This is a genomic window from Streptomyces sp. SID12501, assembly GCF_010550245.1.
Taxonomy (GTDB): Bacteria; Actinomycetota; Actinomycetes; order Streptomycetales; family Streptomycetaceae; genus Streptomyces.
Map to the genome: position 1 here is coordinate 261,475 of NZ_JAAGLU010000003.1, position 19,889 is coordinate 281,363.

Below are 19,889 nucleotides of genomic sequence, written 5' to 3' on the forward strand. Positions count from 1 at the left end.
CCACGGTGCCTGACCACCGCCTGCGACCATGCGAGGAGTTCTCCTTTGGCCTGTGACCTGTGGCTGGTCCCACTCGTCGATGTGCTCTGCCACACCCCCGACAACCCCTTCGCCGACGAACTCGCGCTCTACGACAAGGTGCTGGGCGAGGCGGGACTGCCTCCGGTGCCGGTGTACGCGTACATGCCGGGACTGTCCGGCGACGTGGCCCCGATCGCGGGCTTCGACTACGACGCGCTGCACTTCCTGCGCCGCGCGTATCTGCTCCAGGTGTGCGGCCTGCCGGTGACGCCGGTGGACGAACTGGGCGGTGACTACGAGCAGTTGCTGGAGATGTTCGAGGCGACCGCCCAGCAGTCGCACCTGGTCTGGCACTACGACCACGCGGGCGCCTACGTCCCGGTGGACTTTCCACACCCTCTCTCGAGCGACGAACTCCTGGCGGGGGGCGGCCCGTTGTGCTCGTCCCAAACCCTTTTGAGGGAGCTGGAGTTCGTGGCCCCCTCGATCGGCATCGACCCGGCGAACCCGCCGGTGGCCCCGGCCCCGCCACTGACCCCCACCTCACTGGAGGAACCGGCGGCACCCGCACCACACGACTCGAGCCCGTTCGCCCGGGAACGGCACGTGTGGCTGGGGCTGAACGCGGCGGCGACGCGGAGTCTGGCCCAGGGGTCGATGATCGTCTTCAGCTGAGCGCGAGCAAGGGCACGCGCGGCGGCACGCGCACGCTCACCGGATCTGGGACAGACCCCTCTGCAGATCGTCGGCGTTCATGACGGGAGTGAACGAGACCTTGGCGTTGAACTGGGTGAAGAACGGCTCGGCGGTGGACGGGATCTGGGAGGAGTCCTCCATGTCGATGACCATCCAGCAGCACCGGCAGCCTTCGTCGGGTCCGAAGTACGCCGCCTCCGGCTTGAGGTGGTCCAGGGTCTCCTTCAACAGTTCCGGCAGCTTGCCGCTGCGTATGCCCTCGTTGCCCTTCTCGGTGTCGAACTGCGCCTTGAGCAGAACGCGCATGGCACTCACCTTCTCCTGATCGACGCGCGCCGAATACACACTCGCGCCAAACCAGGATATGCCCGGTATGTGCGCTTGGTGTACACACGTTCGGCCTATTCGAAAATGCGCGCACGGTGACCAGCTGAACACGATGCGTGCATGAACCAACGCATACGTACCCTGGTGCCTCTCACCGCTTTCGCGGCGTCGGCCATGGTGTCCCTGCTGCCGGGCACAGCCGCGGCACAGGCGGCCCCCGCCACCACCATGGTCAAGCTCCCGGCCGGCTACTGCTGCCAGGAACTCGCCCCCGCGAGCGACAGTCACCTCGCCCATGTCCTTACCGAGGCGGATCTGACCGTCCCGTCAGACGTCTCCGTCGGCATCAACTGCCACCCGAGCAACTTCACGCCCGAGGAGCACGTCGAGGAGTGCGAGCCCGGCGTCGCCGTGGAGTGCGTCGCCGACGCCCACGCGGGCCGGTACGGCCTGGTCGCGCTGGGCTGCGTCCCCGCGGGCTCCACCCACACCGTCGACCTGCACCGCGCGGGCGACGCACGTACGGGACGGACGGTGACGGCGTCATGAACATGAACCGGATGCGCACACTCCTCGGTGCCGGCCTCACCCTGGCGGTCGCCCTCACGCTCACCGCCGGGCCCTCCCCCGCCTCCGCCGCGAGCTGGCCGACCGCGAAGCGCACCCAGAAGGTGCCCGCGACCATCAAGGTCCCCGCCGGCACCAGGGACTTCGACTTCACCCGCCTCGTCGGCAGCGGCGCCCTCGCCGGCGGCGACCAGGCCGAGAACCAGCCGCCCATCCTCGAACTCGCGGACGGCGCCACGATCTCCAACGTGATCATCGGGTCACCGGCCGCCGACGGCATCCACTGCCGGGGCACCTGCACCATCAAGAACGTCTGGTGGGAGGACGTCGGCGAGGACGCGGCCACGTTCAAGGGCACGCGCGCCAACCAGACGATGACGATCGACGGCGGCGGTGCCCGCAAGGCGGCCGACAAGGTCTTCCAGCACAACGGCCCCGGCACGTTCGTCATCAAGAACTTCGAGGTCGAGAACTTCGGCAAGCTGTACCGCTCCTGCGGCAACTGCAAGACCCAGTACCAGCGTCACGTGGTCCTCGACAACGTGACGATCAAGGCCCCCGGCCTGGACGTCGTCGGCATCAACGCCACGCCGTACGGCGACACGGCCAAGCTGACCCGCGTCACCGTCGTCGGCGACGCGGCACGCAAGATCGTGATCTGCCAGAAGTTCCGCGGGGTGACCTCCGGTGAGCCCGCGAAGACGGGCTCGGGCCCGGACGGCAGGAACTGCATCTACCGCACGTCCGACGTCACGTACAAGTAAGCCGAGTTCGACAGGTAAGGAAGAGACATCGTGGTCACCATCAAACGCCTGTACCGCCTGCCGTTGCTCGTCGGCCTGGCGAGCGCGGCCGTCGCGGCACCCCTGCTGCTCGCCCCGGGCGCCTCCGCCGCTCCCGTCGCCGCTCCCGTCGCCAAGCGGGACTCGTGCACCGCCTTCAACACGGTGAAGATCCCGCCGTACTACCTCAACAACAACGTGTGGGGTGCGAAGGGCGCGACGGGCCAGGCGTGCACCTGGCTCAACTCGTACAAGAGCGGCAAGGCCAACTGGGAGACGTCCTTCGACTGGAAGGGCGGCGACCCGAACGGCGTCAAGTCGTACGCCAGCATCGTCCTGGGCTGGCACTGGGGCTGGAAGGACACCACCACCAAGCTCCCGGTCCGGCTCAACAGCGGCCGCAAGGTGACGTCGTCCTGGAACTTCAACATCACCCAGACGACGCCGACGGTCATGAACGTCTCGTACGACCTCTGGTTCCACCAGAAGTCCAACCCGGACTGGCAGGACCAGCCGCACGACGAAATGATGGTCTGGCTCAACCGCCAGAACGGCGCGGGCCCCCTCGGCACGAAGCGCGAGACGCTGACCGTGGGCGGTGTCGCCTGGGACCTCTACGTCGGCAAGATCGTGAACACGAACAGCAGTTGGAACGTCTTCTCGTTCGTCCGCAAGACCAACACCAACTCGCAGACGACCGACCTGACGGGCCTGGCGAACGCACTGGTCCAGCGCAAGCTCATGGCCAACACCAACTACCTGACGAGCGTCGAGGCGGGCACGGAAGTCTTCCGCGGCAAGGGCAAGTTGAGCACGTCGTCGTACTCGGTGAACGTGGGCTGACGATCCGACCGATCAGCGGCCGGGGCCCGCGTCCCTCAGGGGGCGCGGGCCCCTTCCCGTTGCCGGGTGCCGGGGGCTATCGCTGTCGCGGCAGCCTGAGGGTCCGCACGAGGGGCATGTCCGCGTACAGGTCGGGATCTACGGTCAGTACGCGCCGGCCGTCCGGCCAGTCCGCCGTCGGCCTGGACAGGTGGACCGCGTGGCCGAGCCGCCACTCCACCCCGTCGCGCAGCAGCGCGCCCACGGTGGACGCACCCGCGAAGTCCAGCTCGACGATCTCGACGGCGGGCAGAGCCCCGATGTGCTCGGCCAGCCCCTTGCGCATGCCGTCGGCGGCGGCGAGGCAGAGCGCCGGTACGTACACGTGCCGGGTGGGCCCGTGCTCGGTGTTGGACACGAACTGCGAGGCGAGCGAGTTGCCCGACCCGAGCGCAAGCAGCGCCGACTCGTCGAAGACGACCCCGGTCGATCCGCCGGGCCCAGGCCTTCCGCCTCCCCCGGCGCCTCCCTTTCCGCTTGCCTTTCCGCTTCCCTTCTCGGCGCTCACAGGCTCTCCACCTCCTGTCCGGCCTCCAGGTCCTGCCACACCTTCTCGACCCTGTCGTGGTCCTCGTCGGTGAGGGTGACACCGAAGTGCGTCTCGCAGTACGCCTTGGTCTCCTCGTACCGCTTCCGCAGCTCCTCCTGCGTGGGCGTGGCCCCCGCCAGCTCAGCGATCAGATCGCGCATGGTCATCCCGCGCTCGCGGGCGAGCACCATGAGGCGGTCGCGGACCAGGGGGTCGACCTTGACGGTGGTGTCAGCCATGACGACAGTATACTGCCGGTATACCGTCTCGGCCGCTCAAGCAATGCGGTCATCGGAGCCCTTTCGTGGAAACCCCCGCTTCAGCTGGGGGAGGAAACGGAAGCGCAGGAGGGCCGCCAGGGCCCGAGTGGTGCTCTGAGGTGTCAGGGCGCATCACTCGGCCCGCCTTCGGGTTGCGTGGTGTAGGCGTAGCCGTCGGCGCGCTGGAGCAGACGGAAGTACTTGTACCGGGCGGTGTAGAGGCCGCCGGCGGTGCGGACTGCGAAGCTGCCGGAGGATCGGACGGCGATGCGGCCGGTGTGGGTGCCCGCGTTCTTTCCCGACGGGACGACGGCCCGGACGAGGTCGCCGGTGGCGTAGCCGAAGAACTGTTTGGTGCGGGGCAGGCGCAGGCGGGGGAAACCGTGCTTGTCGGCGCGGGTTCGGGCGTAGGTGCCGCGCCCGGTGGCTTTGACGACCAGGACGGTGCGCGGCCATGCGGTGACGGTGTCGAGGTCACCGACGGCCAGGGCGTCGAGGGTGTGGGTCTTGGGCAGTGCGCACCGGACGCGGTTCCATTTCGTGCGCCCGCCACTGGCGGTCCGGGTGGGCAGTCGTGCGTCCAGGGCCCGCCACAGGGCCCACCGGGTGGCGTTGACGGCGGCGGCGTCCCGGAGGGGGGCCTTCGCGCGCTTGAGGATGTCGGCGGCCTGCTTGGGGGCGAACTCCTCGACGGGCCGGTGGCCCTTGGCCTGGTTGCAGGGGATGCACGCGAGGGTCAGGTTGGAGACCCGGTCGGACCCGCCACGGCTGCGGGGCCGGATGTGGTCGATGTTCAGCGGCACGCCCGTCGCGCCGCAGTAGGAGCAGGCGCGGCCGAACTTCGCGAGGAGGTACTCGCGGACCTCCGTGCCGTGCAGGGTGCCGTGCTGGTACTCGGCTCCTTCCAGCGGCTTCCCGGCACTGATGGCGTGGGTGTCGAATGCGACGCGCTCGACGTGGACCGTACGGACCGGTGCCCAGCGGGCGAGGCGGCCGGTCCACGACATGGTGGTGTCGACACGGTGCTGGAGCGACGGCGGCAGCCAGCCCTTCGGGCGGGTTCGGTTGAGGAAGCGGGGTGCGCGGTAGCGCAGGTTGCGGGTACGCCGGCCCCGCCGGTAGGCGGATCGCTGCTCCAGCTTCTTGCGGATCGCGGCGCCCCGGTGGTCGAGCTGGACCGCGAACCGGCCCCGGCGCTCACCGTCCCGGGCGGTGAACACAGCCAGGCCGGTGTGCTTGGAGCCGGGGTCGATGCCCAGCTCGACACCGTCGACCTCCGAGGCGTCGGCGGTGCGGTCCTTCAGACGGATCACGAACGGTGTGTGCCGGGCGACGACCGCGCGGCCGGATACCAGGAGCTTGCGGGCCCTGGCGGGGCTGGTGGGCTGTAATGGCGTGCCGTGCTTGTCCAGGACGAACACGGCGGGGTCGGCCTCACGGCCGGGCTCCCGGACCTGATGGTCCGGGGTGACGCCACCGGCAGTAGGTGCACTGCCGGTGATCTCCCCTCGCACATGTTCCACACCGGATGCCTTACGGCGTCCGAGCCCCGTTTCGTCCCTGATCCCGGGGTTGTCTGCTGACTCGAATTCCAGAGCCAACTGCTGAGGAAGCACAGATGGGTGGGTCTTCTGTCCTGCGTGGAACGTAGCCAACTTCGGTCACCTCCATATCAGTTGGCTGGTGCTGGTAACAGCGGACCATCAGCCGGTCGGGCTGAAAGCCCCCGCCGCCTTCAGGCGGGGGATCCCATTACCCTGTTTCCTTCCGGGTGGGTCGACCCGGCCGCACGGACGTACGGCCGGGAGTCTGTGTGTGCCTACGCGGGCGCGGGCCGCCCCTGCGGCAGGGCGCGGGCCAGGGCGCCGCCGCGTCGCACGGCCACGCGGTAGCCGGAGGCCCCGGATCGCGACTCACCGGAGGCCGGCTTCTGAACTTCTTCGGATTCACCCGTGGGCGGCTCGTCCTCGTACGGAGTGTCGAACACCTCGTACACGGTGGAGAATTGCCCGGACTCCTCGTCCTTGCGCACCACCCGCCGCAGATACCGGGATTCCTCCAGCTCATGCAGGGCGGCGGCGATCCGCGCCCGCCCTTCCTTGCGCTGCTCGGCGAGGGTACGGATGGTGGCGCGGGCGCCGTTCGGCAGACTGAGGAGGTACGTCAGTACGCCTACCGCGCACCAGGAGAGACTCCGGTCGCGGAGAAGGGCGTTGCTGAACACTGAAAAGGCGCGCGTGGGCGTCGTACGATGAATCCGCACTGGGAGCTCCAGCAATTCGTGTGTGGAGCTGGCGCTCCGGGTGTCGAGCCCCCGGGTGTTGGCGCACCGCGGGGGCGTTCTTTGTTGCCGTGACTCTAAGGGCACGCAGAGCGACGAATGCAAGCTGAACGGGCTTTTACGGGGTGGAAGTTCGCGTTCTTCACTCTTCGGGGTGAAGTGCCGCCTTCAAAAGCAACGCGTGTACGAGGTGATCTCTCCCCGTCGGCCGATAACGCCAAGTCAGCGGCCATGTCTGACCGTTGAGCGCCTGGACGGGGATGAAGGCGATGCGGCACGGACCGGACGAGAGACAGGTGACGCCCGGCGGCCAGACCCGGTGGGTCGTCGCGCCCACGGGCACGAGGAAATAGACGGCACGGCTCCCGTTCGCCTCCTCAACCACAGGCCCCGGCGCGCCGCCGGTGATCCGCGCCAGCCGGTCCGCCGCCGCTCTGCCTTCGTCGCCGTCCACCCGTACCGCGTCGAACTGGACGCCCGCCTTGCGGAGTTGGATGCCGGTGGGTGGGATCCAGTCAGGGATGTCGGGGATCTCAGGGGTGAGTGGGGGTTCGGCGAGGTTTGTCTCGTCACTTTCTGTATTCATGGGGACAGTTTCGGCAGGCGGGTCTAGCTTTTCCATAACTCTGTGTCGAGGGTATGTAGCTGTTGGAAATCGGCGCGGGTCGGTGGTGACCAGTTGAGTTCGGTTGAGTTCGGGAGTGACCGGATGGCGAGTTCGGACAACAAGGTGGAAGCGGGCGGCACGGCACACATGGTCGCCGCCCTCGCCAAGGCCCTGCGCGAGCAAATGGGGCTCACGCAGGAGGAGTTGGGCAAGCTGATCGGCTACACGGCGTCGGCGGTCAGCGCGATGGAGACGTGCGCGCAGCCCGCGAGCGACAAGATGCTCGTCAAGTTGGAGGAGGTGCTCGGGGGTGGGCTGGGCGTCTTCGAGAAGGCCCGGAAGTGGATGCTGCTGGAGAAGTATCCGGCTCGGTTCCGGGGAGTCGCGGGGCTGGAGCGGGGCGCGGTCACTATCTCCTCGTACGAGACCTTCGTCATCGACGGGATCTTCCAGACCGAGCCCTACGCCCAGGCACTCATCCGGGGCGGCTATCCGACGGTCTCCGACCAGAAGCGCGAAGAACTCGTCGAGGCGCGGCTTGCCCGCCGGGCGCTCTTCGACCGCGATCCTTCCCCGATGATCGAGCTGATCCTCGAAGAGACCGTGCTGCGGCGGCCGTTCGGCGACTGGGACATCATGCGCGGGCAACTGCGCTCGCTCGCCGAGGACGCGCAGCGGGACAATGTGTGCCTGCAAGTACTCCCGTTGGACCGCGGGCTGCGCGGATCCCACGCCGGTGACCGCGGCCCCATGAAACTCCTCGTCACCGAGGACCACGACCACGTCGTCTTCATGGAGATCGAGGACCAGGGCATCCTCATCAGCGATCCACCCGAGGTGGCCCAACTCGCGCACCGCTATGCGAAGATCCGATCACAGGCCCTGAGTCCGGACGACTCACTGAGCCTCATCGAACGGTTGGCAGGAGAGGAACCATGAGCGACGCCAGTGCACTGCGGTGGTTCAAGTCCAGCTACAGCGACAGCGGCGGCGGCAACTGCGTCGAAGTCGCCTACGCCTGGCGCAAGTCGACGTACAGCGACGGTGGCGGCGGGAACTGCGTGGAGATCGCCCCCTGCCCCCACACCCCCACCGCCGCCATCCACATCCGCGACTCCAAGAACCCGACCGGCCCCAACCTCACGGTCACCGGCGAGGCCTGGTCCGCGTTCCTCACCCGTACCGCCTGAACTACGGCAATTTTGCTGGGCGTTGGCCTCAGCAGTGACAAAGCACGTCGATGACAACGGCCTCGGCGTCGAGGCCCTCGAGATAGCGGTCGGCCTGTTCCCAGTGGCCGTCTGTTTCCCCGTCCGTCCACGAGCCGTCAAGGGTCACCAGGGCGAAGTTGGGCACGGCGCTCCGGGCCGACCACTGCCGGGCTTCCTCGTGGTCGTGCGCGAAGTATTCGATGGGGTCACGGGTCAGGAACGACATGCCAAAGTGCGGGTCTCCCGCAATGGCCCGCTTGGCCACGTCCTGGATCAGCGGCTGGAGGAGATGCTCCTCCTTGGCGTCTCCCCGGGAGTAGTTTTCGGGATCGGCCTCGTGGCGAGCGAGGAAGTCGGTGAACGGGCGGGCCGGCGGGTGTATCTCGGTCAGCTCGGTCCAAGCGGCGAGCCGGTCGTCGTACGCGCGCGCCGCCCGGTTCCGCATACCGTCGAAGTCGAGCAGACCGCGAGGCCCGCCGTAGCACTCCAGCGGCCCGAGGGCACCGAGGTTGGCCTTCCTGCGCGGCACGGTTGACGCCGTGACGAGCCTGCCGTCGCCGTCGTACGGAGGCAGCACGAGGTAGGCGTTGCCGGCACTGGAGTGGATGGCCCACCAGTCCCAGTGCCCGACCGGATTCTGTCCCTCGGCGAGGCCCATGTTGTAGGGCGCCAGGGCAGCGGCTACCGCCCGTGGAACCTTCCGGGGCGCGGTCGGCGGCAGGCACACGGTGGCGTGGAACTTGGTCATGCCCAGGAGCGTAAACCCTGGGATTCGACCGTCCGTACGACCGCCCAGTGGCGCATGCGCCGTCCCGTGCTGCCGCAAGGTCTTCTCCCGCTCGGGCCCGCGTGGTCACGACGTGGGGAACCGGATTCCCGCGAACGGCGAAGTACCGGTGAAGGCACAGGACTTCAGCACCATCGAACCGACGAAAGGAGCCCCGATGACCGTTGAACCAGGCGTCAGAGTGGGGCAGGACGATGACGCCTCGGTGGTCGAACGGTCGTGGGACGAGCCCGAGGCGTTCGCCGTGCTCTTCGACCGCCATGCCGACTCGGTGCACGGATACGCGGCACGCCGACTCGGTGCGGAGACGGCCGAGGACGTGATGGCGGAGACCTTCACCATCGCGTTCCAGCAGCGCTTCCGGTACGACACGGGGCAGGCCGGCGCCCGTCCGTGGCTGTTCGGCATCGCGACCAACCTCATAAGCCGCCACAGGCGTGCCGAGGCCCGGCGCCTGAGGGCGCTCGGACGGCTGCCTCCGGACGGCACCGGCGGCGGCCGGGCCGAGGAGACGGTCGCGGACCAGGTGGCGGCGCGGGTCAGCGCGCAGGCGGTGGGGCGTGAACTCGCCGGTGCGCTGGCCCGGTTGCCCGCCCGCCATCGGGACGTCCTGCTGCTGGTCGCCTGGGCCGACCTCGGCTACGAGGAGGTCGCGCGCGCCCTGAACGTGCCGGTGGGGACGGTCAGGTCGCGGCTGCACAGGGCTCGCAGAAAGGTTCGCGAGGCATTGGGCGGATCTGATCCAACCGCTCTCCGAGACGAATCCGAGGAATCAGACGATGGAGGTTTCCGGCGATGAATGAACTCAAGCTCCTCAGGGAGTGGGACGCGGACGCGCCTCCCCTCACGGACACCGCCCGTGCCCGTGCCCGTTTCCGCCTGCATCAGGCGATGCAGGCTCCCACCGCTCCCAAGGCCGTCGGCCGCCGACCACTGCTGCGGATCGCGGTGGCCGCCGTAGCCGCTGCGGCGGTCACCACGACTGTGGTGGTCGCCGAGAACACGGGGACCTCGCCTCGCACCCAGCCGGTGAGCGCGGCCACCGTGCTGCGAGGGGCGGCGGCCGAGGCGCGCAGTCTCGAAAAGCCGATCGCGCCGCGTGACGACCAGTTCATCTACACCAAGGAGATCATCAAGGAAACGCCGGTCGGAGGCGGCCGGAGCAAGACGTACGTCGACGAGAGCTGGGACTCGGTCGATGGCTCCAAGAAGTCCTACGTCAGCGAGTTGGGATACACCCAGTGGGTCCCGCCGGACCAGCCGGGGCAGAGCAGCTGGCCGCCGCGCAGGTGGTCGCAGCTGAAGCAGTTGCCCACCGAGCCGGGCAGGCTGTCGATCGCACTGCGCGACCTCGGCGGGGAGCCGGACTACGGCCAGCCGGTGGAGGCCGACGATTGGCCGATGGTCCAGGTCTTCCTCTCCGGCCTGCTCCGCAAGGCCGTTCTGCCGAAGGGACTGCGCCCTGCGGCGTTCGAGGCACTCGCCACCGTCCCCGGCATCAAGTTGTTGCCGGGCCGGACGGACGCGGAGGGCCGCACGGGCCTCGGCATCCAGTACGTCGGCAAGCCCGGCATGCCTTGGGCGGACGGCGGACCGGTGCTTGTCTTCGACGCGAAGACGTATCAATACCTCGGTATGCGCAACAAGCGCAGCGCAGGAGGGAAGACGTACGAGCAGTGGTCCTACATGGCCGTCAACGCCGTGGTGGACCGGGTGATGCAACGCCCCTGAGGGCGGCCCGCCCCGCCGAGGGGGCCGACCTGGTCTCTGGCGTCAGGACGGTCGGCGGGTTCCGTTGGCGGGTGACGTGCGGACGAACCAGGTCCGCGACTCGTCCGCGGTCAGGACGCGGGTCACCTCGGCCGTGCCCGGAAGGTGCGGGAAGAAGCGGTCGGTGTTCCAACTGCGTTGGTATGTCGGCTCGTCGGGCGAGGTTTGTCCGCTGTCATCGGACCAAGACCGTGCGAACCCCGTGCGGTTACGCTTCCACGGCGCGGCCGACACTGATCAGGACCGGGGGAGATCGTGAACCGACCACTGCTGTTCCTCGACGTGGACGGACCACTCAACCCCTATGCGGCCCAGCCGGAGAGACGCCCCGACGGGTACACCACGCTCAGGGTGCCCCGGGACAGCGGAACTCCGGACGAGCACAGGGGACTCTCGGCCCGGCGGCGACCCCTGCGGGTCTGGCTCAACCCGGAGCACGGGCACCAACTGCTCCAACTCGACTACGAGTTGTGCTGGGCCACCACCTGGATGGACAAAGCCAACCGGTGGATCGCCCCGGTGCTCGGCCTTCCCGAACTCCCCTTCGTCGACTTCGGCGACGCCTTGTTCCAGGAACGCCCCGACGGGGTCCACTGGAAGACCGCTCCCCTGGTGGACTACGCCGACGGCCGTCCCTTCGCCTGGGTCGACGACGAACAGAGCGATCCGGACCAGGCCTACGTGAGCGCCCACCACCGCGGTCCTGGGCTGCTGCACCACGTCAACCCGCGAATCGGACTGCGCGAGAACGACTTCCACGCACTCGCCGACTTCGCCCGGTCCGTGGACACTCCGCGAGCCACGGGCTGAGCACGTCGCCGACCTGTCGGACAGCGCCGCGCCTGGAACAACTGGATCCAGTGGATCCACGATCATCCCGGGACGGCCCTGAGGTGCGATCCTGCGGGCATGAACCGCCTCAACGACGAGCATCTGCGCACCTTGACGCTGCGATTCGCGTCACTCCTCGCAGCCGACATCCAGGATCAGCTTGCCTGGGTGGGCGAGCGTGAGCTGGAGACGGAGTCCGTCGGCGAAGACCTGGAGTTCTTCTGCAGCATCTCCGAAGGACTGGCAGAGCGCGGAGTCTTCGAACCCGGGGAACTGCCCGATCTTCAGGCCATCGGCCGTCGCCTCGGCGAAATCGACGCCACCGGTCGCGTCGGCTTCTGGGCCAACGCCCTCGCCACAGATCCGGCGTGGGACGAAATACGTCGTCTCGCCCGCCAGTTCCTCCTCACGACACTGGGCGACTGGCGTCAGCCACTGCCATGCCCCGGTCCCTCGCACACGAGCGGCCACTGAGCACGTCCAGGCTCATGGGACGGCCGGTGGTCAACTGCGGGCTCCCCCACACTCCGTAGCCACTGATCAGGCCTGTCGGTGCCTCGTGCTTCCATGCGCACAAGGCATCAGACGCCCTACGAGGATTCCGGGGATTCCGAGGACGGGTCCTAACCGCCCAAGTACAGAGGCCCGTTGATGTCCCGGGCCTGGACGACCGGGCCCTGGAAGGTACCCCCGGAGATCTCGTTGCGTACGTCGCCCGCACCGGTTCGGGTGCCGTCGAGCGCCTCGGCCTCCCTACGCCAGGTGTCGAGTGCCTGGGCGAAGGCCGGGTCCTGTTGGGCGCACAGTGCGAGTACGTCGGCCAGTTGTCTGGCCCGGGTCGTGCTGTCGGCGGCCTCGTCGAGGGACGTCAACTCGCCCTCGCCGCGCGGCTCTCCGGCAGTCGGGCGACGCCTGACCAGGTCCCGCAGCGACGCCCAGATCTGCTGCCCGGCGGCACCCGCCGTTCCTCCCGCGAGGGTCATGAGTAACTCAGGTGCGATGGGCTCCACGGACACCCTCCCCCGTACTCCCGTACTCCCGTACTCCCACTGGTGTACGTCGTGAATCGAGGGTAGGTCACCACCGGTCCGCCCGAATCGGCGAACGGGCGATCGGCCCTTTCCGCTGGTTCAGAGGCTCCGCGCGCTGATGTTGCCGTAGCCGGTGGTCGCGTGGATGGCGAGTTGGGCGGTGGCGCCGTCGGCGTTCTTGAGTGCGTTGTCGATGCGGCCGTAGGGGGTGGCGGCGTCCAGGGTCGCGGAGACTCCGCGGGTGGCGCCGACCGTGATGTCGCCGGACTCGGTGCGCAGGGTGACCGTGCCGCGTACGGCCTCGGTGACGCCGAGGTCGCCCTTCTGGGTGCGGAGTTCGCCGGATCCGCCCAGGCGGCCGACGGTGATGTCGCCGGCCTGGAGGGTGAGGCGGGCACTGTCGGTCTCGTCGAGCTTGACCGTGCCCTGCGCGCCCTCGTAGGTGACGTCGCCGAGCCGTCCCACGCCCCGCAGGTCGGCGCCGGCCGTCTTCGCCTCGATGCGGGAGCCGGCGGGCAGTTGGACGGTCACCTCGACGGATCCGGAGGCGCCGAGGATGCGGTTCTTCGCCGGTGCGGCCTCGATACGCAGGATGCCTTCGCCGTAGGCGACCGTGATCTGCTCGGCTGCCTTCACGTCGCGACTCTTCGACGCGTCCGCGGGCAGGACCTCGACAGTGGTGTCGGTGCGGTCGGCAGCGATGAACCGGATACGTCCCGCGGGGATGTCGAGGACGGTCAGGACCGGGGCGGGAGTGTCGAACTTCTGCATCGTGCTCTCCTTGGACTTATTTCGTTCCCTTGTTTCCGACAATAGAAAAGCTACGTTGCGTTCATAGATCTAGCAACAGACTCGTTGCACGCGATCAGTATTCTTGCAGGTGAACGCAGGTATTTCGTTGCAACGGTTTCCGATTTAACGCAACAATGAGCACTCGGGGCGTTGCAATGCAATGGAAGTGAACGCTATGGTTGAGGCGTTACGGAACCACAGGAACCGCGAAGGAGACCGCGATGCCGGGAGGCAGGCTCACTCAGCCCGAACGTCAGCAGATCGCGCTCGGGCTGGCCGACGGCCTCGCCTACGCGGAGATCGCCCGGCGCCTGGAGCGGCCGACCTCCACCGTCACGCGTGAGGTGATGCGCAACGGCGGTCCCACCTCCTACCGCGCCGAGGCAGCTCACCGCGCCACCGAACGCCGCGCCCACCGGCGCAGGACCACCACACCTCGGGGGCCGCAGACGCCGGCGCCCGCCTACGGACGTGACGCCGAGGCCGTACGCGAGTACGAGGAGGTGTTCACCACCGTCCTCACCGCCTCGGGTATGCCCACGATGATGTCCCGGGTGATGGCCTGCCTCACCCTCACCGACACCGGCAGCCTCACCGCGGCCGAACTCGTCCAGCGCCTCGATGTCAGCCCGGCGTCCGTGTCCAAGGCGATCGCGTTCCTGGAGAGCCAGGGCATGGTCCGCCGGGAACCGGGCGAACGCCGCCGCGAGCGCTATGTCGTCGACGACGACATCTGGTACGAGTCGATGATGGCCAGCGCCCGCTCCACCGCCCAACTCGTCGGCATCGCACGGCAGGGCGTCGGCGTCCTCGGCTCCGGCACCCCGGCCGCCGCCCGCCTGGAGAACATCGCCCGCTTCCTCGACTTCGTCTCCGAGAGCATCGCGCGCGCGGCGGAACAGGCCCGCGAGATCCTCCACACGAAGCCCGCGACGCCCACGAAGCCGACGCCCTCGGGTGACACCGGCGCCGAGCCACCGCGAGAAGGCGGGTGACGACTCCCCCTCAGGCGCTCAACCGGCCTGCTCTGCGCACCGGCTGACGAGTAGTCAGCCACCCGTTCACGCCCGGTCCGAGGTGGACCTCGTTCGGGCCGCGGAACCCGATGGACCTCAACTGGTCCCCATGGCGAGGGGACATCGTGATCGCGACGGCGGTCGCGTTCTCGTCGTCGACGGCGCGCAGGCCCGGCGCCAGCAGGTCGGCGGCCACGGTGTGGTCCCAGGCGCTCGTGTCGTGCAGCTCGCCGACGATGAACACCTTCCAGTGCGGCAGGTCGGGTCCTACGTCCTCCAGCCACATCGGCAGGGCCGGGCAGTCGTCCGGACCGGTGGCGAGCTCACGGGCGAGCAGGCTGCTGAAGCGGGTGTCGGGGGGCTCGGACCCGACGCCGGGCGGCAGCCAGACGGCAGCCGCGAGGAGCCCGCCGTCCGACCGCTCGGCCACCCATATCCGGCCCTCTTCGAGGGCGTAGTGGGCCAGCACCAGCCGCATCGCGCTCCGCGTCTGCTCCCAGTCCGGCCCGTCGACGTCGAGGCCGAGGCCGAGGCCGAAGTCGCCCGAGGGTGAGGACTGCGGCGACGCGATCATGCGTACCACCGCGGGCACGTCCACCAGTTCCGCCGCGCGTACGACCGTCGAAGGGCGCAGTTGAAGCATCGCCGTATTCGGCTTCATGCTCGGCGTCATCGTCGTCACCATCATCGTGTTCTCCATTTCAGGCCGCCCGGCTCGTGCCGGTGAGAATCCGGGCGGGTCGCAGCTCCGGTACGGATACGGATACGGAGTTCGGGCTTGTCCGGCGAGGTGCTTGTTGGAGCTGGGGCCGGGACAGGGGCTGGGGTCGGCTGAGCAGGACCACACCGTGGGCGGCCGTCGCCGCTCCGGCCAGGGCGAGGAGGGTGCCGGTCGCGCCGTACTGGAAGCCCTCGCCGAGCAGGGTGACGCCGATGGCGGACGCGGCGACCGGGTTGACGAGGGTGAGCAGCGCGAGGGGGCCGCCGAGGCCGCTCCCGTAGGCCTTCTGGGCGAGCAGCAGCCCGCCCGCGGCGAATCCGACGGTGAGGACCGCGACCAACGCCGCACCCCACGACATCCCCGTCCCGACGGCGAGCTTCTGGGCCAGCGTGGAGCCGACTCCGGAGGCGATGCCGGAGGCCGCCGCGAAGGCGAGGCCGCCCGTGGCCGAGCGGCCCGAGGCCAGCCGTACGAGCAGCGCGATGACGGTGACGGCGGCGAGCGCGACCAGCAGGATCTCGGTGGTGCTCAGGGTGCTGTCCGGTCCGCTGCCCGAGGCGGTGACGGTCAGCAGTGCCGTCAGCCCCAGGAGCGTGAGGGCCATACCGCGCCACTGTGTGCCCGAGGTGCGGCGGCGGGCGGCCAGCGAGCCCAGGGGCACCGCCACCACGAGGGTCAGTACACCGAGCGGTTGTACGAGGCTCAGCGGGCCGTAGCGCAGGGCGACCACGTGCAGCAGCGCGCCGCCGGCGTTGAGGAGGACCGCCCACCACCACGAGCTCCGGGTGAGCGCCCCGCGCAGGTTCGCCGTTCCGGCGGCGGTCCGCTCCTGGACGACGGCGGCCGTGGCGTAGCAGAGCGCGGAAACGAGGGAGAGCGCGACGGCCAGGAGTACTGGAGAGTTCGTCATCACACATTCCCATCGATACGAAACGGTTTCGTATCGACAAGCTACGGCGGCCCGGATCGAAACGCAAGCGTTTCTCTAGCGGGGATCGGGCGCGGGTTCCCGCCCCACTCGGCATCGACCCAGGTCACGGAGTGATTGAGTCCGGATAAAGCCCAAATTCTCCGGCAACCATCCGGCCTCAGCACCGTCTTACAGGCGCAGGGGGCTCACTCCAGACCATGACGTAGGGGTCAGGCACATCAGAGCCGACGCTGCGTATCTCGCACCGCACGCTTCTCGCACCGCATCTCGTACGGCACCGCAGCTCGCACGGCACCGCAGCTCGCACACCGCACCGCCTCTCACCACACCACACCACACCACACCATTAGCGAATCCGGGGGGATTCATGTTTCGCACCATCCGTATCGGTCGCCCACTCGCCATGGGAGCGGCCGGCGTGCTGATATCGCTGGGAGCGGTGGCCGTCAACGCGCCCGCCGTGTGGGCCGTGCCGGGGGCGCCGACTTCGTCGGCCGGACCCTCGCAGACCTGCTGCCACACCGAGCTGGCCGTGGACGGGCCCGGCACGTTGGGGCTGGCCGGGCAGCCGGTCGAGTTCACCGAGAAGATCACCAACACCTCCACGACCGAGTCGGAGAACGTCTTCCTCAACCTGGTCGCGGACGCCGGCGTCGGCATGCCGGAGAACGGCCTGGCCATCTGGTACCGCACGGACAGCGGGGCCTGGGAGAAGGCGACGCTGGAGTACCACGACGGTTCGTTCCAGGGGACGCTGCCGCCCACCATCACGCTCGGCCCCGGCGAGAGCCGTGTCCTGCACCTGCGCCTCGGGCTGCCCATGGGCGAGCCGCACAACGGCGACAGCAACGGCGGCGCCCAGTCCGTCAAGCTGACCTCCTCCGTCGGGGCCGCGGACGGTTCCTGGGTCCTCCAGGCCCGTGACGTGCGCACCATCCCCGTCAAGGGTCTGACCGCCGACTTCATCGGCGTACCCGCGACGGCCGTGCCCGGCGGTGCTCCCGTCGAGTTCAAGGCCACCGTGGCCAACACGACGGCGTCCGACTACATCAACGTCAGCAGCGTCCTGTTCACCGACCGCCACACCACCGTGCAGGTGTACCGGGAGGGCGAGTGGGTCACGCTGACCCCGGTGCTCGCGGCCGCCGAACCCGACACCGCGGGCTTCTACCTTCGTGGCCGCGACCACACAGTCCCGGCGGGCGACACCAGCACCGTCCGGGTACGCGTCTCCTGGAAGGCGAACGCACCGCTCGGCAAGACCCGCCTCGCCCAGAGTGTCATCGTCAACGAAGGCGGCTCGGTCCCGTTCAGAGGTACGACCGTGGGCGCCGCATCCGCCCAGATCACCCTGGCCGCCGCCCAGTCGGCATCCCCGAGCCCAAGCCCGACCCCGACCACGTCGGCATCACCCTCGGCATCACCCTCGGCATCACCCTCGGCATCACCCTCGGCATCGGCATCGACCGGCGCCACACCCACACCCACACCGACGTCCACACCCACATCCGCCACGCCCACCCCGACCAGCACCGACACCCAACTGGCCAGCACCGGCGGCAACGGCAGCGGCACGCTCGCCCTCTCCCTCGGCGGCACCGCACTCGTATTCGCCGGAGGCTCGCTGGCCGCCTACACACGGCTGCGGCGCCGCACGTAGGACCGCTCCCGTGAGGCCGCTTCCGTAGGACCGGTCCGAGGCCGCCGACGTACCCACGCCCACCGGGGCGGGTACGTCGGTGGCCTGGCCGGGGCGAGTACGTCAGGCGGGGAACACCGCCGTACCGCCCTGTGTCAGCTTCCAGTTGGTGACCGCGAAGTCGGCGGGGTCGAGGGTCCCCTTCGTCGTCACGTAGTCGATCATCAGCTGGCGGATCTCGTTGGTCGAGCTGTACGCGATGTCGGCGGCGGCGATGTGCGGGTACCCGGAGCCTCCGTTGGCGCGGTAGTTGTTCACCGCCACGACGAAGACCTGGTCGGCCGTGACCGAAGTGCCCTTGTAGGAAAGGTTCTTGATCCTCGAACCCTCCGCCTGCGCGATGTCGATCTCGTAGTCGACGCCCGCGGCCGTGTCGTACATGTAGTCCCAGAAGCTGTTGGCGTTCGTCAGTGTCGCGGTGTCGACGGCCGTGCCCGCGGGCACCTGGTGGTAGTACTTCGCCGCGAACTCCAGGTAGTCCTTGAGCTGGGCGCCGGTCAGCTTCTTGCCGTACAGGGTGTTGTCGTAGATGTAGAGCCCGGCGACATCGCGGATGGTGACGTCACCCTTGGGGATGTCCGCGGTGCGGCTGAAGGGCGCGGCGACGGAGATCAGCGGGAGGGCGGCGTCCGCGGTCGACAGGCCGGTGGCCACGGTGGCCATCTGGACCTGGTGGATGAAGTCCATGACGGGCACGTCCTTCCAGCACGCCTCCGCCGCCGACAGGTCCGCCGTACACGTGCCGACAGCCGTGTTGACGTACTTCACGACGAGATCGTGGTCGGCCTTGAGCAGCTTGGTGATCTGCTCGTCCTCCTCGACCGCGTTGCTGTTGAGGGTCTTGGCCTTCGTGCTGGTCACCTTCCACTGACCGCGCTCCAGTTCGAGCTCGAAGTCGAAGACGGTCAGGCGCATGCCGTAGCAGTACGGCTCGGAGAGGATCACGTCCTTGCCGGTCGTCTTGTTCGTCACCGCGTAGGACGACACCTCGGTGTGCGTGTGCCCGACGAGGATCGCGTCGATCCCGGGCACCTGCTCCGCCACCAGGTTCGACGCGTTCTCGACGTACGGCAGCTCGGTCCCGTACGACGAACTGCCGTCCAGGCCCGAGTGATCCGTGAGGAAGACGACGTCACAGCCGAGGGCGCGCATACGCGGGACGTACTTCTTCGCCTGCTCGACGAGCCCCGTGAACGTCATCTTCCCGGCGACGTTGTCCTTGTCCCACAGGGCGATTCCGGGGTTCGTGAGGCCGAGGATGCCGACCTTGATGTCCGGTGCGCCGGGGACCCGGATGCGCTTGACGGTGTACGGCTGGAAGGCGGGCCGGAGCGTCTTCGCGTCGAGGGCGTTCGCGCCGAGGAGCGGGAAACGGCACTGGCTCTCGAACTTGCGGAGGGTGTCGATGCCGTAGTTGAACTCGTGGTTGCCGAGGGCGGCGGCGTCGTAGCGCATGGCGTTCATGGCGACGGCCATCGGGTGCTCGGGGCCGCGCTTGCCCTTGCCCGCGTCGATGGGGTCCACGCGCGCGTAGTAGTACGCCAGTGACGTGCCCTGGATGATGTCGCCCGCGTCGACGAGCAGGACGCGGTCCTCGCCCTTCTCCGCACGCTGCTGCTTGATGAGGGTGGCCACGCGGGCGACGCCGACCGAGTTGCCGGCCTTGTCCTTGTAGGCGGCGTCCGTGTAGTAGTCCCAGTCGAAGACGTGACTGTGCAGGTCGGTGGTGCCCAGGATGGAGAAGGACCAGGTGCGGGGCGGCTTGCAGTGCGCGCCGTCGGGGCGGTCGGCGGCCTGTGCGGGGGCTGCCGCGACGGTTCCGGCGGCGGCCACGACGGCACCGGTGACGGCCGACTTGTGCATGAACTGACGGCGGTTCATGGGCGAGATGGGCATGAGGGGAACTCCTGGGCAGCGGGGACGGCTGGGGCGGCAGGGAGGTGGCTACACGCGTAGATCGTGACTCCATACCGGTCACCCAGGAACAAAGAACAGGCCATGACAGGCCATGTCCGGGTCAATTCCAGCGAAAGGCGGGGGTCCCACCCGGCCCGTTAGCCCCCCGTGACCCTTCTGTCAGTGGTGTGACCTACGCTGCTCTTCACGGGCTCTACACAGAGACCAAGTGGCCCCGCTTCGGGGCGCTTT

The 19,889-nt window shown here is 68.7% G+C and carries 24 protein-coding genes; 12 read left to right on the forward strand and 12 right to left on the reverse strand.

The annotated features are described in order from the left end of the window. Nucleotides 1-45 precede the first annotated feature (45 nt). On the forward strand, nucleotides 46-696 hold the full coding sequence (locus G3I71_RS04630) for a hypothetical protein (protein WP_164312610.1): 651 nt from the start codon (nucleotides 46-48) through the stop codon (nucleotides 694-696). Between the two features lie 36 nt (nucleotides 697-732). On the opposite strand, the gene G3I71_RS04635 is transcribed toward G3I71_RS04630, so the two are convergent. Further along, nucleotides 733-1,023: a DUF3303 family protein gene (locus G3I71_RS04635; RefSeq protein WP_164312611.1), complete on the reverse strand. Its 291-nt coding sequence runs from the start codon at nucleotides 1,021-1,023 to the stop codon at nucleotides 733-735. Between the two features lie 141 nt (nucleotides 1,024-1,164). Between G3I71_RS04635 and G3I71_RS04640 the strand changes: the two genes are divergently transcribed. Genes G3I71_RS04640 through G3I71_RS04650 form a run of 3 tightly spaced genes read left to right on the forward strand, consistent with a single transcriptional unit; the run spans nucleotide 1,165 to nucleotide 3,236 of the window. Continuing rightward, a complete protein-coding gene (locus G3I71_RS04640; protein ID WP_164312612.1) occupies nucleotides 1,165-1,593 on the forward strand; it encodes a hypothetical protein in 429 nt (142 codons plus the stop codon). Next, on the forward strand, nucleotides 1,590-2,375 hold the full coding sequence (locus tag G3I71_RS04645; RefSeq protein WP_239148885.1) for a pectate lyase: 786 nt from the start codon (nucleotides 1,590-1,592) through the stop codon (nucleotides 2,373-2,375). Before G3I71_RS04640 ends, G3I71_RS04645 begins: the two co-directional genes overlap by 4 nt. Before the next feature lie 30 nt (nucleotides 2,376-2,405). Next, nucleotides 2,406-3,236 (forward strand): endo-1,4-beta-glucanase, encoded by an 831-nt coding sequence (locus G3I71_RS04650; protein WP_164312613.1) that lies wholly within the window; start codon nucleotides 2,406-2,408, stop codon nucleotides 3,234-3,236. A gap of 76 nt (nucleotides 3,237-3,312) precedes the next feature. Here G3I71_RS04650 and G3I71_RS50180 read toward each other — a convergent pair whose 3' ends face one another. The 5 genes from G3I71_RS50180 to G3I71_RS04675 form a co-directional block, all read right to left on the reverse strand. Next, on the reverse strand, nucleotides 3,313-3,783 hold the full coding sequence (locus G3I71_RS50180; protein WP_203729293.1) for a hypothetical protein: 471 nt from the start codon (nucleotides 3,781-3,783) through the stop codon (nucleotides 3,313-3,315). Beyond that, on the reverse strand, nucleotides 3,780-4,043 hold the full coding sequence (locus G3I71_RS04660; protein ID WP_239148886.1) for a hypothetical protein: 264 nt from the start codon (nucleotides 4,041-4,043) through the stop codon (nucleotides 3,780-3,782). The genes G3I71_RS50180 and G3I71_RS04660 overlap by 4 nt, the downstream gene beginning before the upstream one ends. Before the next feature lie 143 nt (nucleotides 4,044-4,186). After that, nucleotides 4,187-5,587, reverse strand: a complete 1,401-nt coding sequence (gene iscB / locus G3I71_RS04665) for an RNA-guided endonuclease IscB (RefSeq protein WP_343242848.1) — start codon at nucleotides 5,585-5,587, stop codon at nucleotides 4,187-4,189. Nucleotides 5,588-5,883: 296 nt separating this feature from the next. Then, nucleotides 5,884-6,288, reverse strand: coding sequence for a hypothetical protein (locus G3I71_RS04670; protein ID WP_164312614.1), 405 nt, complete (start codon nucleotides 6,286-6,288; stop codon nucleotides 5,884-5,886). Between the two features lie 199 nt (nucleotides 6,289-6,487). Then, entirely contained in the window at nucleotides 6,488-6,931 is a 444-nt protein-coding gene (locus G3I71_RS04675) for a hypothetical protein (RefSeq protein WP_164312615.1), read from the reverse strand. A 123-nt stretch (nucleotides 6,932-7,054) separates the two neighbouring features. On the opposite strand from G3I71_RS04675, the gene G3I71_RS04680 reads away from it, so the two are divergent. Continuing rightward, entirely contained in the window at nucleotides 7,055-7,891 is an 837-nt protein-coding gene (locus G3I71_RS04680) for a helix-turn-helix transcriptional regulator (RefSeq protein ID WP_239148887.1), read from the forward strand. Further along, the gene (locus G3I71_RS04685; RefSeq protein WP_164312616.1) at nucleotides 7,888-8,142 is read left to right on the forward strand and encodes a DUF397 domain-containing protein; all 255 of its coding nucleotides are present in this window, start codon (nucleotides 7,888-7,890) and stop codon (nucleotides 8,140-8,142) included. Before G3I71_RS04680 ends, G3I71_RS04685 begins: the two co-directional genes overlap by 4 nt. A gap of 28 nt (nucleotides 8,143-8,170) precedes the next feature. On the opposite strand, the gene G3I71_RS04690 is transcribed toward G3I71_RS04685, so the two are convergent. Beyond that, nucleotides 8,171-8,911: a hypothetical protein gene (locus tag G3I71_RS04690; RefSeq protein ID WP_164312617.1), complete on the reverse strand. Its 741-nt coding sequence runs from the start codon at nucleotides 8,909-8,911 to the stop codon at nucleotides 8,171-8,173. 196 nt (nucleotides 8,912-9,107) lie between these two features. On the opposite strand from G3I71_RS04690, the gene G3I71_RS04695 reads away from it, so the two are divergent. From G3I71_RS04695 to G3I71_RS04710, 4 genes are all read left to right on the forward strand, one after another. Further along, nucleotides 9,108-9,749 (forward strand): RNA polymerase sigma factor, encoded by a 642-nt coding sequence (locus G3I71_RS04695; RefSeq protein ID WP_164312618.1) that lies wholly within the window; start codon nucleotides 9,108-9,110, stop codon nucleotides 9,747-9,749. After that, nucleotides 9,746-10,681, forward strand: coding sequence for a CU044_5270 family protein (locus G3I71_RS04700; protein WP_164312619.1), 936 nt, complete (start codon nucleotides 9,746-9,748; stop codon nucleotides 10,679-10,681). Before G3I71_RS04695 ends, G3I71_RS04700 begins: the two co-directional genes overlap by 4 nt. 294 nt (nucleotides 10,682-10,975) lie before the next feature. Continuing rightward, nucleotides 10,976-11,530: a hypothetical protein gene (locus tag G3I71_RS04705; protein WP_164312620.1), complete on the forward strand. Its 555-nt coding sequence runs from the start codon at nucleotides 10,976-10,978 to the stop codon at nucleotides 11,528-11,530. A gap of 99 nt (nucleotides 11,531-11,629) precedes the next feature. Beyond that, on the forward strand, nucleotides 11,630-12,025 hold the full coding sequence (locus tag G3I71_RS04710) for a hypothetical protein (protein ID WP_164312621.1): 396 nt from the start codon (nucleotides 11,630-11,632) through the stop codon (nucleotides 12,023-12,025). A 149-nt stretch (nucleotides 12,026-12,174) separates the two neighbouring features. On the opposite strand, the gene G3I71_RS04715 is transcribed toward G3I71_RS04710, so the two are convergent. Both G3I71_RS04715 and G3I71_RS04720 read right to left on the reverse strand, forming a co-directional pair. Beyond that, the gene (locus G3I71_RS04715; RefSeq protein WP_164312622.1) at nucleotides 12,175-12,561 is read right to left on the reverse strand and encodes a hypothetical protein; all 387 of its coding nucleotides are present in this window, start codon (nucleotides 12,559-12,561) and stop codon (nucleotides 12,175-12,177) included. A 120-nt stretch (nucleotides 12,562-12,681) separates the two neighbouring features. Further along, nucleotides 12,682-13,353, reverse strand: coding sequence for a DUF4097 family beta strand repeat-containing protein (locus G3I71_RS04720; protein ID WP_164312623.1), 672 nt, complete (start codon nucleotides 13,351-13,353; stop codon nucleotides 12,682-12,684). 242 nt (nucleotides 13,354-13,595) lie between these two features. On the opposite strand from G3I71_RS04720, the gene G3I71_RS04725 reads away from it, so the two are divergent. After that, nucleotides 13,596-14,369 (forward strand): GbsR/MarR family transcriptional regulator, encoded by a 774-nt coding sequence (locus G3I71_RS04725; protein ID WP_164312624.1) that lies wholly within the window; start codon nucleotides 13,596-13,598, stop codon nucleotides 14,367-14,369. Between the two features lie 10 nt (nucleotides 14,370-14,379). Here G3I71_RS04725 and G3I71_RS04730 read toward each other — a convergent pair whose 3' ends face one another. Further along, nucleotides 14,380-15,078 (reverse strand): hypothetical protein, encoded by a 699-nt coding sequence (locus G3I71_RS04730; protein WP_164312625.1) that lies wholly within the window; start codon nucleotides 15,076-15,078, stop codon nucleotides 14,380-14,382. Nucleotides 15,079-15,091: 13 nt separating this feature from the next. Beyond that, a complete protein-coding gene (locus tag G3I71_RS04735) occupies nucleotides 15,092-16,021 on the reverse strand; it encodes a hypothetical protein (RefSeq protein WP_164312626.1) in 930 nt (309 codons plus the stop codon). Nucleotides 16,022-16,409: 388 nt separating this feature from the next. Here G3I71_RS04735 and G3I71_RS04740 point away from each other — a divergent pair, with 388 nt between their 5' ends. Beyond that, nucleotides 16,410-17,702: a hypothetical protein gene (locus G3I71_RS04740; protein WP_164312627.1), complete on the forward strand. Its 1,293-nt coding sequence runs from the start codon at nucleotides 16,410-16,412 to the stop codon at nucleotides 17,700-17,702. 102 nt (nucleotides 17,703-17,804) lie between these two features. Here the strand turns inward: G3I71_RS04740 and G3I71_RS04745 are convergent, their stop codons facing one another. Then, complete coding sequence (locus G3I71_RS04745; RefSeq protein ID WP_164312628.1) at nucleotides 17,805-19,637, reverse strand: bifunctional UDP-sugar hydrolase/5'-nucleotidase; 1,833 nt, start codon at nucleotides 19,635-19,637, stop codon at nucleotides 17,805-17,807. Nucleotides 19,638-19,889 lie beyond the last annotated feature (252 nt).